At 62.5% G+C, this 12,839-nt stretch carries 19 protein-coding genes; 16 read left to right on the top strand and 3 right to left on the bottom strand.

Annotated elements, in window-relative coordinates; translation table 11 throughout:
- Position 1 precedes the first annotated feature (1 nt).
- The 10 genes from AC0GNR_RS06710 (at position 2) to AC0GNR_RS06665 (ending at position 7,452) form a co-directional block, all read left to right on the top strand.
- On the top strand, positions 2 to 1,402 hold the full coding sequence (locus tag AC0GNR_RS06710) for a multicopper oxidase family protein (protein ID WP_472900191.1): 1,401 nt from the start codon (positions 2 to 4) through the stop codon (positions 1,400 to 1,402).
- 66 nt (positions 1,403 to 1,468) lie between these two features.
- On the top strand, positions 1,469 to 1,963 hold the full coding sequence (locus AC0GNR_RS06705; protein ID WP_472900190.1) for a cupredoxin domain-containing protein: 495 nt from the start codon (positions 1,469 to 1,471) through the stop codon (positions 1,961 to 1,963).
- A 58-nt stretch (positions 1,964 to 2,021) separates the two neighbouring features.
- The gene (locus tag AC0GNR_RS06700; RefSeq protein ID WP_472900189.1) at positions 2,022 to 2,348 is read left to right on the top strand and encodes a copper-binding protein; all 327 of its coding nucleotides are present in this window, start codon (positions 2,022 to 2,024) and stop codon (positions 2,346 to 2,348) included.
- 137 nt (positions 2,349 to 2,485) lie between these two features.
- Positions 2,486 to 2,848, top strand: a complete 363-nt coding sequence (locus tag AC0GNR_RS06695) for a c-type cytochrome (protein ID WP_472900188.1) — start codon at positions 2,486 to 2,488, stop codon at positions 2,846 to 2,848.
- 103 nt (positions 2,849 to 2,951) lie between these two features.
- Positions 2,952 to 3,443 (top strand): hypothetical protein, encoded by a 492-nt coding sequence (locus AC0GNR_RS06690; protein WP_472900187.1) that lies wholly within the window; start codon positions 2,952 to 2,954, stop codon positions 3,441 to 3,443.
- An 11-nt stretch (positions 3,444 to 3,454) separates the two neighbouring features.
- Entirely contained in the window at positions 3,455 to 3,910 is a 456-nt protein-coding gene (locus AC0GNR_RS06685) for a DUF302 domain-containing protein (protein WP_472900186.1), read from the top strand.
- Between the two features lie 11 nt (positions 3,911 to 3,921).
- Positions 3,922 to 4,161: an SHOCT domain-containing protein gene (locus AC0GNR_RS06680; RefSeq protein ID WP_472900185.1), complete on the top strand. Its 240-nt coding sequence runs from the start codon at positions 3,922 to 3,924 to the stop codon at positions 4,159 to 4,161.
- 109 nt (positions 4,162 to 4,270) lie between these two features.
- Positions 4,271 to 4,534 (top strand): DUF2933 domain-containing protein, encoded by a 264-nt coding sequence (locus AC0GNR_RS06675; protein ID WP_472900184.1) that lies wholly within the window; start codon positions 4,271 to 4,273, stop codon positions 4,532 to 4,534.
- Between the two features lie 3 nt (positions 4,535 to 4,537).
- A complete protein-coding gene (locus AC0GNR_RS06670) occupies positions 4,538 to 6,925 on the top strand; it encodes a heavy metal translocating P-type ATPase (protein ID WP_472900183.1) in 2,388 nt (795 codons plus the stop codon).
- Between the two features lie 2 nt (positions 6,926 to 6,927).
- Positions 6,928 to 7,452, top strand: coding sequence for a hypothetical protein (locus tag AC0GNR_RS06665; RefSeq protein WP_472900182.1), 525 nt, complete (start codon positions 6,928 to 6,930; stop codon positions 7,450 to 7,452).
- Between the two features lie 47 nt (positions 7,453 to 7,499).
- On the opposite strand, the gene AC0GNR_RS06660 is transcribed toward AC0GNR_RS06665, so the two are convergent.
- The 3 genes from AC0GNR_RS06660 to AC0GNR_RS06650 form a co-directional block, all read right to left on the bottom strand.
- Entirely contained in the window at positions 7,500 to 7,784 is a 285-nt protein-coding gene (locus tag AC0GNR_RS06660; protein ID WP_472900181.1) for a CopK family periplasmic copper-binding protein, read from the bottom strand.
- 168 nt (positions 7,785 to 7,952) lie between these two features.
- Positions 7,953 to 8,270: a YnfA family protein gene (locus AC0GNR_RS06655; RefSeq protein WP_472900180.1), complete on the bottom strand. Its 318-nt coding sequence runs from the start codon at positions 8,268 to 8,270 to the stop codon at positions 7,953 to 7,955.
- On the bottom strand, positions 8,267 to 8,713 hold the full coding sequence (locus tag AC0GNR_RS06650; protein WP_472900179.1) for a MerR family transcriptional regulator: 447 nt from the start codon (positions 8,711 to 8,713) through the stop codon (positions 8,267 to 8,269). Before AC0GNR_RS06650 ends, AC0GNR_RS06655 begins: the two co-directional genes overlap by 4 nt.
- 85 nt (positions 8,714 to 8,798) lie before the next feature.
- Here AC0GNR_RS06650 and AC0GNR_RS06645 point away from each other — a divergent pair, with 85 nt between their 5' ends.
- The 6 genes from AC0GNR_RS06645 (at position 8,799) to AC0GNR_RS06620 (ending at position 12,613) form a co-directional block, all read left to right on the top strand.
- On the top strand, positions 8,799 to 9,470 hold the full coding sequence (locus AC0GNR_RS06645; protein WP_472900178.1) for a cation efflux transmembrane domain-containing protein: 672 nt from the start codon (positions 8,799 to 8,801) through the stop codon (positions 9,468 to 9,470).
- On the top strand, positions 9,454 to 9,867 hold the full coding sequence (locus AC0GNR_RS06640; RefSeq protein WP_472900177.1) for a DUF3703 domain-containing protein: 414 nt from the start codon (positions 9,454 to 9,456) through the stop codon (positions 9,865 to 9,867). The genes AC0GNR_RS06645 and AC0GNR_RS06640 overlap by 17 nt, the downstream gene beginning before the upstream one ends.
- Before the next feature lie 485 nt (positions 9,868 to 10,352).
- The gene (gene lspA, locus AC0GNR_RS06635) at positions 10,353 to 10,859 is read left to right on the top strand and encodes a signal peptidase II (protein WP_472900176.1); all 507 of its coding nucleotides are present in this window, start codon (positions 10,353 to 10,355) and stop codon (positions 10,857 to 10,859) included.
- On the top strand, positions 10,856 to 11,272 hold the full coding sequence (locus tag AC0GNR_RS06630; protein ID WP_472900175.1) for a disulfide bond formation protein B: 417 nt from the start codon (positions 10,856 to 10,858) through the stop codon (positions 11,270 to 11,272). The genes lspA and AC0GNR_RS06630 overlap by 4 nt, the downstream gene beginning before the upstream one ends.
- Positions 11,269 to 11,973, top strand: coding sequence for a DsbA family protein (locus AC0GNR_RS06625; protein ID WP_472900174.1), 705 nt, complete (start codon positions 11,269 to 11,271; stop codon positions 11,971 to 11,973). The genes AC0GNR_RS06630 and AC0GNR_RS06625 overlap by 4 nt, the downstream gene beginning before the upstream one ends.
- Before the next feature lies 1 nt (position 11,974).
- Positions 11,975 to 12,613, top strand: a complete 639-nt coding sequence (locus tag AC0GNR_RS06620) for an SCO family protein (RefSeq protein ID WP_472900173.1) — start codon at positions 11,975 to 11,977, stop codon at positions 12,611 to 12,613.
- The last annotated feature ends 226 nt before the right edge of the window (positions 12,614 to 12,839 follow it).

The raw sequence follows: 12,839 nt of genomic DNA, 5'->3' as shown, positions 1-12,839 counted from the left end.
CATGACCAAAACCAATTCCAATACCAACTCCAGGCGCCAGTTTTTTGCAGGTGCCGCAGCCTCCGTGGCCGGCCTGGCCGTGGCGCGATCCGCCTTGGCGGGTTTGCCAGAGCCGGTCATGCAGACGTCGGTGGAAACGGCGCCGCCTTTGATCCCGACAACCGGTCGCCCGTACAACCCCGTGGTGACCCTCAACAGCTGGACCTTGCCTTGGCGCATGAACAACAACGTCAAGGAATTCCATTTGGTGGCCGAACCCGTGGTTCGCGAAGTCTCGCCTGGCTTCAAGGTCAACATGTGGGGCTACAACGGCCAGAGTCCTGGGCCGACCATTGAAGTCGTTGAGGGTGACCGCGTGCGCATCTTTGTGACCAACAAGCTGCCTGAGCACACCACAATTCACTGGCATGGTCAGCGCCTGCCCAACGGAATGGACGGCGTCGGCGGTCTGAATCAGCGCGCCATCCCCGTAGGCAAGACCTATGTGTACGAGTTCGAGGCACGGCGCCCCGGCACCTTCATGTACCACCCACATGCGGATGAAATGGTACAGATGGCCATGGGCATGATGGGCATGTGGGTGACCCACCCCAAGGGCAAGCACCCGCACATCAGTGAGGTGGATCGGGACTTCTGCTTCCTGCTCAACGCCTTTGACGTGGAGCCTGGTAGCAAGACGCCCAAGATCAACACCATGACGGACTTCAACATCTGGTGCTGGAACAGCCGGGTGTTCCCGGCAATCGATACGCTCAATGTGCGCTTGAACGACCGGGTGCGCATCCGGGTTGGTAACCTCACCATGACCAACCACCCGATCCACCTGCACGGGCACGAGTTCCTGGTCACGGGCACCGACGGTGGCCCTACCCCGCCCAGCACGCGCTGGTACGAGGTCACCACCGATGTGGCCGTGGGTCAGATGCGCCAGATCGAGCTGATCGCCGACGAGGAGGGCGACTGGGCCATGCACTGCCACAAGAGCCATCACACCATGAACGCCATGGGGCACGATGTGCCCACCATGATTGGTGCGGACCACCGCGGTCTGGTCAAGAAGATTCAGAAGGTCGCGCCCGACTACATGTTGATGGGCGAACGCGGCATGGCCGACATGGGCGAGATGCAGATGCCCATTCCCGACAACACGGCGCCCATGATGACCGGTACCGGTCAGTTCGGACCGCTGGAAATGGGCGGCATGTTCACGGTTTTCAAGGTCCGCAAGGACCAGAAACCGGGCGACTACAAGAATCCGGGTCACTACAAGTTCCCCGAAGGCACTGTGTCGTACGAATGGAATGGTGCGCTCCCGCCGACTCCGCGTCCCGCTGCTAGCAGCGACACAACGCCGGCCACTGCCATGGCGATCAAGCCCACCGGCAAAGGCATGTCGCACTAACCCGTATGCCCTCACGGCAACACAGCTTTTTCCACCGTTTCCCAACCCAACCTTGAAAGAAATCTCATGAAATTCAACAACTTCGGTACTGTCTCGCGCGCTGGCTTCGTTTTCGCTGCAGCAGCCTTGGTCGCGTCTGTCGCCCTTGCAGCTGGCAACCATGGTGGTGGGCACCACGATGAATCGCCCATTGGCCAGCCAGGCGTGGTGAAAAATGTCTCACGCACGATTGAGGTGGACGCGGCTGACAGCATGCGTTTTACGCCTTCGAACTTGAAGGTGAAGAAGGGGGAGACGATTCGCTTCGTTATCAAGAACTCTGGCAAAGTGCCGCATGAATTCAGCCTTGGAACAGAGAAGGAATTGATGGAGCACTACGAGGTCATGAAGAAGTTCCCGGGCATGGAGCACGAAGAAGCCAACAAAATTTCGCTAAAGCCTGGCAAGCAGGGCGAAGTGATCTGGCGCTTCACCAAGGCTGGTGTGGTGAACTTTGCTTGCCTGCATGTGGGCCACTACGAGGCAGGCATGAAGGGCCAGGTCGAGGTGGCGGCCAAGTAAGCCGCCTCCAATTGGTGTCAAAACAACTCAACGACAAGGATTCAAAGTGAAACTGCGAATGATTTTGAGCGCAACCGCGCTGACTCTTACGGCTATTTCCATCAACCCCGTGTTTGCTCAAACGAACATGGACCAAGGGAAAACGGGCATGGCGGCAGCGCCTGGCATGACCGACGGCGAGGTGCGCAAGATTGACAAGGACGCCAGCAAGATCACCATCAGGCACGGTGAAATCAAGCACATGGACATGCCCGGCATGACCATGGTCTTCACGGCCAAGGACAAGGCCTTGCTGGACAAAACCAGCGTTGGGGCCAAGATTCAGTTCATGGTCACGAATGAGAACGGTCAGATGACGGTGACGGACATCCAGCCGGCGAAGTGAACCTGAGTTTTCAGCGTCTCCGGTTGGCTGCGGCTCTCCTGGCATTGGCTGGGGTAGCCGCAGCCCTTTTTTGGTCGCGATCAGCTGGCCTCGACCAGTCAGCTCCTGCCGGGCTGCTTCGCCCGGATGACGTTGCGATGCTCAAGCAAGGCGCGCAGATCTATCAGGCCCGGTGCGCAATTTGCCATGGTGTGAAGCTGGAAGGGCAAACGAATTGGCGGGAGCGGGGTGCCGATGGCCGCTTGCCGGCGCCGCCTCACGACGGGAGCGGCCACACCTGGCACCACCCGGACGATGTGTTGATTCGCATCACCAAACAAGGGGTAGCGAAGGCCGTTGGCATGCCCGACTATGCCACCAACATGCCCGCCTTTGGCGATTCGCTCAGCGATGCCGACATCGTGGCGGTTCTGTCCTGGATCAAGTCGCAGTGGTCACCTGAGACCCGACGCCACCACGACGACATCAATCGCCAGGCCCTGCAGCAGTCGCCACGCTGAGCCTGACGTTGTTGTCATCTTCGGGTCATCTTGGTGACCTGGGTCGAGCCCTACAGTGACCCCATGGCATCTCGCCATGCGTTCCCTCAAATAAGGAATCGATATGTCCACCTTGATCCGAACCCTTCTGGCCGTAGCTGTCGCCGGCACGGCATTTGCCGTCTCGGCACAACAAGCGGAAGAGCACACCCAGCACCACCCCTCCACTTCGGCAGCCAGCACCACGACCCAGCAAGTCACACCCCAGGCCGGTGTGCCCATGGGCATGTGGTCGATGCCGCAGATGCAACAGCACATGCAGCAGCACATGGCCACGATGCAAGCAATGCACACCAAGATGGCAGCCGCCAAGACACCGGCCGAACGCGAGGCGCTGATGGTCGAACACATGAAGGCCATGCAAGAAGGCATGGACATGATGAAAGGCATGAAGCCCATGGGTGGCATGGCGGGCATGCAGGGGATAGGCGCCCCGGGCGCGGCCACGCCGGACCTGACACAGCGCCATCAAATGATGGAAATGCGCATGGACATGATGCAGAGCATGATGGAGATGATGATGGACCGCATGCAGTCGGTCCCGGCGACAAAGTGAGGAGACCGACCATGGCCACCATACCCAGCACACAGGCGCCGCGGACGGCCACCGCCTATGGTTTTCACTGCGAGATCACCGATACCGACTTCGCCAAGGCCGTCGCGCGCGTCGTCGATGCGCTGAAGACCGAGGGCTTCGGCGTTCTCACCGAGATCGACGTGCAGGACACCATGAAAGCCAAGCTCGGGATCGATGGGCGACCGTACCGGATTCTCGGTGCCTGCAATCCGCCGCTCGCGCACCGCGCCCTGGAGGCGGAGCCCGACATCGGCCTTCTGCTGCCCTGCAACGTGGTCGTTCGTGAAAAGCCTGATGGCCAGATCGGCGTCGCGTTCATGGACCCAGTGGCCGTGCTGCAGATGACCAGCAACCCCGAAATCGCACGCGTCGCCCACGAGGTACGCGGACGTCTGGAGCGGGTGAGAGCGGCACTGGTCCAGGCAACCGGCAGTGCCCAGGAGTGAAGGAGATGCACATGTTCTACGACAACGGTTTCTTCATGGGCGGCATGCACGGGTTCTGGTGGATCTTCTGGATTACCTTGATCGGCGTGCTCGTCTTCTACGGTTGGGGTCGCCCGAGCGAGCAACGCCGACGGCCGCGCGAAACACCTCTTGAGGTTCTGCAACGGCGGCTGGCCAGCGGCGAGATCTCGCCCGAACAGTACGAAGAGCGCAAGGCCTTGCTCGACCGGGATGCGGTGGACAAGGGCTGAATCTGCGGCTGAGTGTCCAGCTGACGGGCCTTGACCTTTACATGATGTCAAGGTTTATCTTGGATCCATCGGTGTCTGCCACACCGATGGATTCGACAGGAGAACACAAATGACGACAACCCATCACGGACAACGGACCGTTGCACGGCGCGCGCCCGGCGTCGGCCGCCTGCTCAAGCTCGCGCTGCTGATGGTCGCTCTGATCGGCGGCTTCTACCTGCTGCGCCAGCACTGGAGCCATGTCGCCGGCAATTGGATCTACCTGCTGCTGCTGGCCTGCCCGCTGATGCATCTGTTCCACGGCCATGGTGGGCATGGTGGTCATAGCGATCACCGATCGGCACCCGGCCCGCGCGGCGACAAGGACGCGTGAGCCATGGACACGCGCACCTCGCACGATCACGCCGGCCACGGCCACCACCACTCGCCCGCCACGCACGATCAAGAGGGCTCCCGGGGTCCGAAGGACCCGGTGTGCGGCATGTCGGTTACGAAGGACTCCGAACACCACGTCGAGCACGACGGCCTACCGTACTACTTCTGCAGCGCCAGGTGCCGCGGCAAGTTCGTCGCCGACCCGGCCCGCTACACGTCGGCCAAGGCGAAGCCAATTGCCGCCGAGCCGCCGCCACCCGCCGGCACGATCTACACCTGCCCGATGCACCCGGAGATCCGCCAGGACCATCCCGGCGACTGCCCGAAGTGCGGCATGTCGCTCGAGCCCGAGATGCCCACGCTCGACGACGAGAAGAACCCGGAACTGGCCGACTTCTCGCGCCGCTTCTGGTGGACGCTGCCGTTCACCGTGGCGGTGACGGTCCTGGCCATGGGCGGCCACCGCTTCGGCTGGTTCGCGCCCGGCGTGCAGACCTGGATCGAGCTGGTATTGACGCTGCCGGTCGCGCTGTGGGCCGGCTGGCCCTTCTACGTGCGCGGCCTGAAGTCGGTGATCCACCGCAGCCCCAATATGTGGACGCTGATCGGCCTGGGCACCAGCGTGGCCTTCGTCTACAGCGTCGTGGCCACGGTGGCGCCGCAGATCTTCCCGGCCGCCTTCGTCAGCAACGGCGTCGTCGCGGTCTATTTCGAGGCGGCGGCGGTGATCATCTCGCTGACGCTGTTTGGCCAGATCCTGGAGTTGAAGGCGCGCTCGCAGACCTCGGCCGCGATCAAGTCGCTGCTCGGCCTGGCGCCGAAGACGGCGCGCCGGATCAAGGACGACGGCAGCGAGGAAGACGTGCCGCTGTCGCACATCCATGTCGGCGACCGGCTGCGCGTGCGTCCCGGCGAGAAGGTGCCGGTGGACGGGGTGGTCGAGGAAGGCAGCAGCGCGCTCGACGAGTCGATGCTGACCGGCGAGCCGCTGCCGGTGAGCAAGCGAGCCGGCGACAAGGTCATCGGCGCCACGATGAACACCAGCGGCGCGCTGGTCATGCGCGCGGACCATGTCGGCTCGGCCACGGTGCTGTCGCAGATCGTGCAGATGGTCGCCCAGGCCCAGCGCTCGCGCGCGCCGATGCAGCGCATGGCCGACCGGGTGGCCGGCGTCTTCGTCGTCGCGGTGGTCGCCATCGCCGTGCTGACCTTCTTCGCCTGGGGCCTGTTCGGCCCCGAACAGGGCTGGGTCTTCGGCCTGATCAATGCGGTGGCAGTGCTGATCATCGCCTGTCCCTGTGCGCTGGGCCTGGCCACGCCGATGTCGATCATGGTCGCCACCGGCAAGGGCGCGACCAGTGGCGTGCTGTTCCGCGACGCCGCGGCGATCGAGAACCTGCGCAAGATCGACACGCTGATCGTCGACAAGACCGGCACGCTGACCGAGGGCCGTCCGGCCTTCGAGAAAGCCATCGCGGCCGACGGGTTCGAGGACGCGGAAGTGCTGCGCCTGGCCGCCAGCCTCGACCAGGGCAGCGAACACCCGCTGGCCGCGGCCATCGTCGCGGCGGCGCGCAAGCAGGGGCTGGCGCTGGCCAAACCCAAGGACTTCGATTCCGAGTCCGGCATCGGCGTGCGCGGCCAGGTCGAGGGTCGGTCGCTGGCACTGGGCAACACCGCGCTGATGGACCAGCTTGGTGTCGAGGTCGAGCTACTGGCCGAGCAGGCCGAGGCGCTGCGCGCCGAAGGCGCCAGCGTCATGCACCTGGCGGTCGATGGCCGGCTCGCGGGCCTGCTGGCGGTGTCCGACCCGGTCAAGGACACGACGCCCGAAGCCTTGAAGTCGCTGCACGCGGCCGGCCTGCGCGTGGTCATGGCCACCGGCGACGGGCTGACCACGGCCCGCGCCGTCGGCCGGCGGCTGGGCATCGACGAAGTGCATGGCGAGGTCAAGCCGGCCGACAAGCTGGCGCTGGTCGAGAAGCTGCAGAGGGAAGGCCGGGTCGTCGCGATGGCCGGCGACGGCATCAACGATGCGCCCGCGCTGGCCAAGGCCGATGTCGGCATCGCGATGGGCACCGGCACCGACGTGGCGATGAACAGCGCCCAGCTCACCCTCGTCAAGGGCGACCTGCGCGGCATCGCGACGGCGCGCGCGCTGTCGGTGGCGACCGTGGCCAACATGAAGCAGAACCTCGGCTTCGCCTTCGTTTACAACGCGCTGGGGGTGCCGCTGGCGGCGGGCGTGCTGTTCCCGCTCACCGGCTGGCTGCTGTCGCCGATGATCGCGGCGCTGGCGATGAGCCTGAGTTCCGCGTCTGTGATCAGCAATGCGTTGCGCCTGCGAGCGGGCTCAACTCAGAGCGGCGCTCCACATCCGGGCCATTGATCATGGACATTGTTGCCCATGGGGTCTGGGTCGGTCTCGGAGCCGCGTGGGTACATCAGAACCGTCGCCTGGACTATCGGACTACCGCCCTGGCGGTCGGTATGGCGGTGGCGCCTGACCTGGTCCAGTTGCTGCCTCTGGGGTACCTGGCACTGGTCACGTCCGATGGCTGGTCCGTCTTGCAGGCTTATGCCAATGCTCTGCCGGGCTATGAGCCCTCGATGCCGCCTGCACTGACGCTACTGACCCACCATTTGCATTGTGTGATGCACAGCGCCTTGGTTGCCGGTGTGGTCACCACTGCCTGCTGGGTATGGTTGAGACGCCTCTGGATACCATTGCTGGGCTGGTGGTCCCACATCCTGATCGATGTGTTCACACACTCGGCTGATTTTTACCCGTCCCCTGTGCTCTACCCGGTGACCTATTGGGGGTTCGACGGCATTGCCTGGAACACGCCATGGTTCATGGTGGTCAACTATCTGGCCATGTTGGCTGTTGTCACAGTGATAATCCGTCGCAAATAAAGAAGCCACCCCTAGACAGAGTGGCTGTTTCTGCGGGGAAGTCGCGATCAGTTCTCGTGTCCCTTGCGTCCCAAGACGTCAAGGCGTGCCACTTCGTTACCTACAGTGCTGATTTTTTGCCCGCCGGCCGATTGGACAACCTCACCCTGTTTGAGGAATACAGTGCGTCCAAACCGATTGGCCTTTGCCATCTTTCCGTCCTTGAAGACGTACAGGGTTTCTCCATTCACCAGCGGGACTGTCTGCTTGGCCTCAGATTGAGCCGCATCCATGGCGAAAGCCGGTAGGGTTGCAGCGAAGGAAAGCACGAGGATGTTGAACTTGCGAATCATGGTTGCTCCTGAGAGTTTCACGTTGATCGGGTGATGCAACGTGGTACGGTGTACAGGGCCAATGTAGTGGTGAGAAGGTGACCGCAGGCTTGCCTTTCGATGACAGTTTTGACTGCAATTTGTCGGCGAATCTGCCGCCCCTGTCGATCGGATCGGATGCTGAACTGGTCAGCGCGGCTGGAACGCGATGATCCCCATGCCCAACAAGGCCACGGCCGCACCGGTCACATCCCAGGCTGAAGGTCGGACACCATCCACTATCCACAGCCACGCGATGGCTGCGCCGATGTACACGCCACCATAGGCCGCGTACACCCGCCCCGTGGCCGCACCATGCAAGGTGAGCAGCCAGGCGAACAGCGCCAGACTGACCACTGCCGGCAGCAGCAACCAAACTGAGCCTCCTTGGCGCAGCCACAACCAGGGCAGATAACAACCAACGATCTCGGCCAACGCGGAGGCGACGTAAAGCAAAAAAGTGGTCATGGTCGGTCAGCGCGCAAGATGGGGATGGCACGCGCAGGCCTCGCCATGGGCGGCCGCCACCAATTCTTTGAGGATTCCGCAGTCTGTTCCATCGTTGTCACAACGGCCACAACTGGCCTTGAGTAGCACCAGTTGTTTCTCCAGCGCTCGCATACTCTGGAGACGTGCCCTGCCTTTATCGATCTGTCCCTGGACCAGACCGTCCACATCCGGGTGCGGCTCGCCCGGCGCGTCCAGCGCGTCAACAGTCGACGAATGTCAGCAAGCGGCATCTCCAGCGCTCGACAATGGCGAATGAAAGCTAGGCGTTCCAGGTGAGTGCTCTCGTAGTCGCGGTAGCCGTTGTCATGGTGCGCCGGCTCGGGCAAGAGGCCTTGTTTCTCATCGTAGCGGATGGTGTCCGCTTCCACGCCAGTGGCCAGGGCGAGTTCTTTGATGCGCATGGTGCTTTTCTCCGTTCGAATGGGCCAAGGGCTTGACCCTGAAGTGGCTCCAGGGTTTCCAATGCAGCATTCTGAAGGAGTTTCCATGTCTTCCAACTGTTGTGAACACGAATGCCCCGCCCCCGGTCAAATCGTCAACCTGGCGCGCTACCGTCGCGTTCTGTGGGTGGCACTCATCGTCAATGCCGCCATGTTCCTGGTCGAACTGGGCGCAGGCTTCAGGTCAGGTTCCTTGTCCCTGCTCGCCGACGCCATTGATTTCGCCGGTGACGCGTTGAACTACGGCGTCTCGCTGGCTGTGCTGGCTTCGGCGCTGGCCTGGCGGGCTCGGGCGGCCGTGCTCAAAGCGCTCAGCATGATGGGCTTTGGTGTTTATGTTTTGGCCAGCGCGCTGTGGGCCGTTTGGAACGGCGGTGTGCCCGATGCGCCGACCATGGGTGTGGTGGCACTGCTGGCGCTGCTGGCCAACGTGTCGGTGGCCTGGCTGCTTTACGCTTTTCGCGAAGGCGACGCCAACATGCGCAGCGTCTGGTTGTGCTCGCGCAACGACGCCATTGGCAACGTGGCGGTATTTCTGGCGGCATTGGGTGTCTTTGGCACCGGCACCGCCTGGCCCGACCTGCTGGTGGCGGCGTTGATGGCGGGTCTGGCACTGCATGGGGGCTGGCAAGTGCTGAGGCAAGCGCGGGGTGAACTGGGGGAGCAAAAAATCAAGGCCCACGATCATGAATTGAGAAACCATGACCATGCACACTGAACCCACAACGTCGGTGGCTTTTGACGCACCCACCTTCGAACGTTTGCGCGGGGCGTATCTTCGGGTTGATCGCAGGGATCTAACGCAGGCTTGGCATTTGCTCGAAGCGCTGCACGTGCTCGGGCAGACGAGGTTGGTCCCCCATGCGCAAACGCATGGACTGATGCTCGCGCTGGCCTGGCGGACGCACAACCTGGCCGAAGTGAATGGTCAGCTAATGCGGCTGTTGCTGGTGCCTTTGGGACACTTGCTGGGCCGCCTGCCGCTGGGCAACACCGGCCGATCGAACGTCGGGGCGTTTCGGCCTATGCCGGTAGCGCCTGAGCTGCTGGCCACGATCAGGGCGTTCCAAGGGCTTGAGATGCCGCGAGGCGCGGGCGGCGGCTCCGGTCGATAGTGCCCTGGCAAGCGTACCTCTACAATCAACCCACCATGCGTGCCTGTCTGTTTGCCTTGTTGTTCCTGTTCTGCTTGCCCTTGCAGTGGGCCGGTGCGACTACGGACGCGCCCTGCCTCCAAGAGCCCTGTGCGGCGTTGCATGCTGGCGTGGCAGGCGCGTCGCTGCAGACCGACCCCACGGATCAGGCCGGTGATTCCCATGCGCAGCACCCGCACTGCGTGACCTGTCATGCGGGTGCCCTTGCCCTCCTGAGCGACCTGCCTTTTTCCTTGAGCGACACAGGTTCCCGAGCGCAAGCCCGGGCGCGCTCATGGTCCGACGGTCTTTTCGTTGAGCGGCCCGAACGGCCGCAGTGGCCCACCCTGGCCTGACCAGGGTTCGGCTTCTTTGGCGGCAGCGTTTTTTGCCGCACCTTTTCCCCGATCCCTGTGAAGCGTGCCAGCCCGTGCGGCTGGCGATGTCCGTTCTTTCAGGGTCTTTTCATGTCTGCAACTCCTTGGCGGGGCCGTCCCCGCCTGGCCTGGCTCACCGCCGTGGCCATTCTTCTGGCACTCGACCAGCTGAGCAAAGCCTGGTTTGCCAGCACCATTGCGTTGGGCACAGCGGTTGAAGTCACGTCTTGGTTCAACCTGGTCCACGTGCTCAACACTGGTGCGGCCTTCTCGTTGCTGGCCGATGCTGGCGGCTGGCAGCGGGTGTTCTTCATCGTCATCGGCTTCGTGGTGGTCGTTCCAATCACCTTCTTCTGCCTCGCGCGCCGGGTGGCGCCGATCGAGCGGGTGGCTGGCGCCCTGATAGTGGCTGGAGGCGGTGGCAACCTCATCGACCGCATCGCCAACGGGGCAGTGACGGACTTTCTCGACTTGCACTGGCGCAGTTTTCACTGGCCCGCCTTCAACCTGGCCGATGTGTTCATCGTGATAGCCGCAGCGGTCTGGATCTGGCTGTCCTTTCGCCCTGTTGCCTCCAGGACGGAGAGTCCAACATGACCCGGTCGTGGACGTTGCTGGTGCTGGCCTGGCTGGTCGCCACCGCCGCCACCCTGGGCGCGCTGTTTCTCGGTGAAGTCATGGGCATGACACCCTGCGTGCTGTGCTGGTACCAGCGCATCTTCATGTTTCCCATCTCCATCGTTCTGGCGATCGCCTGCTTCACCGATGACCGGCGGGGCGCCATCTACGCCCTCGCCCTGGCTCTGGGTGGGCTGGCGGTGGCCGCGTACCACACCTTGCTGGTCGCGGACCTGATCCCCAAGGCCTGGGTGCCTTGCAGCGCCGGGGTGTCCTGTGCGGACCAAAAGCTCGACATCCTCAACGGCGTGCAAATCCCCTGGCTGTCTCTGGCCGCGTTCATGGCGCTGGCAATCCTCCTCATCGTCTACCTCAGAAAGTCACCCCGATGAACTCCAAAAAAATCACTGTTGTCGCTCTGGTCGCCATTGTTCTGCTGTTCTTTGTTCTGGGCATGAATATCTACCAGAAGCGGGTCCAGAATTCGCAAGCGCAGAAAGTCAGCGAGGTCGTCAACGAGACCCGCAGCCAGTCAGGCGACCAGCCGGGCGCTCAGGCGAACAACCGGTTGGTGCGCTTCCATTCTCCGGTCTTTGGTCCGCGCAACGCACCGGTCACCATCGTCGAATTCTTCGACCCTGCATGCGAGACCTGCCGGGCGTTCTATCCGATCGTCAAGGACATCTTGAAACAGTACCCGAACGATGTGCGCCTGGTGATCCGGTACGCCCCTTTCCACGGGGGTTCTGATCAGGTGGTCAAGCTGCTGGAGGCGGCCAAGCTGCAGGACAAGTACCTGCCCGTGTTGGAAATGGTATTGGCCGCCCAGCCTCAATGGGCCGATCACGGTAAACCCAATCTCGATTTGGCGTACCGTGCAGCGCAAGAGGCCGGTCTGGACATTGCCAAGGCTCAGGCCGACGCGCAGACCCCCGCCATCGATGCGGTGCTGAAGCAAGACATCGAAGACCTGACGGCGTTGGAAGTGACCAAGACACCGACATTTTTCGTCAACGGTCGTGGACTGCCGTCGTTTGGCGATCAACAGCTACTGGCGCTCGTGGCCGAAGAAGTGGCCAAAGCGAGGAAGTGACATGGGCCTGCGGTTTTCAACCAACCCAAGTCAACTTCTGACTGATCGTCGGCGGTTTGTGCAAGCGGTGTTGGCCGGTGCGGTCGGTGTCCCTGTGCTGGTGGCTTGCTCCCCCGAGGTCCCGTCTTTCAAAAGCACCGACGTCACAGGTGCCGCCTTTGCAAGGGATTTCAGGCTCCAGGATCAATACGGAAACCTGCGGACCTTGGCGGACTTCAAAGGCAAAGTCGTGGTGGTCTTTTTCGGGTTCACCCAGTGCCCGGACGTCTGCCCCACCTCCATGACAACCCTGGCAGAGGTCAAACGCCTGTTGGGTGAGCAGGGTGACCGTTTGCAGGTGATCTTCATCACCGTGGACCCCGAGCGTGACACTCAACCGCTGCTCAAGGAATACCTGGCGAGCTTCGACCCGGCTTTCATCGCCTTGCGGCCCGAGCCCGCAGAACTCGAGCGCGTCGCTGCGGATTTCAAGATCTACTTTAAGAAGGTTCCCGGATCGGCGCCGTCCACCTACACCGTGGACCATTCGGCGGGTAAGTACATCTTCGACACCACCGGACGGGTCCGATTGTTCTCACCCTACGGAACCGATGCCGCCACGATCGCGTCGGACATCCAGATTCTTCTGTCCGCCGTCTGAGGCGATTCAAACCACGCTCCAGCCACCGGCCTTCCCCTACATGCATCCAGTTAAATTGCTCTCTCTGACAGCTCGTATCCACATCCCACGGCGGCCCGCACTGGCGGTTTTGGGTGCGCTGATGCTGGGCACCGGCGTCGTGGCCTTTGGTGTCTCACCGGCGTTGCCCGATGTGACCCAGGGGCCGATTCGGCAGGTGGTGGAACCCCTTGGTTCGTCACTTGCC

It is taken from the genome of Hydrogenophaga sp. LT287, from assembly GCF_055702805.1.
This window is presented reverse-complemented; position numbering and strand designations above follow the sequence as displayed.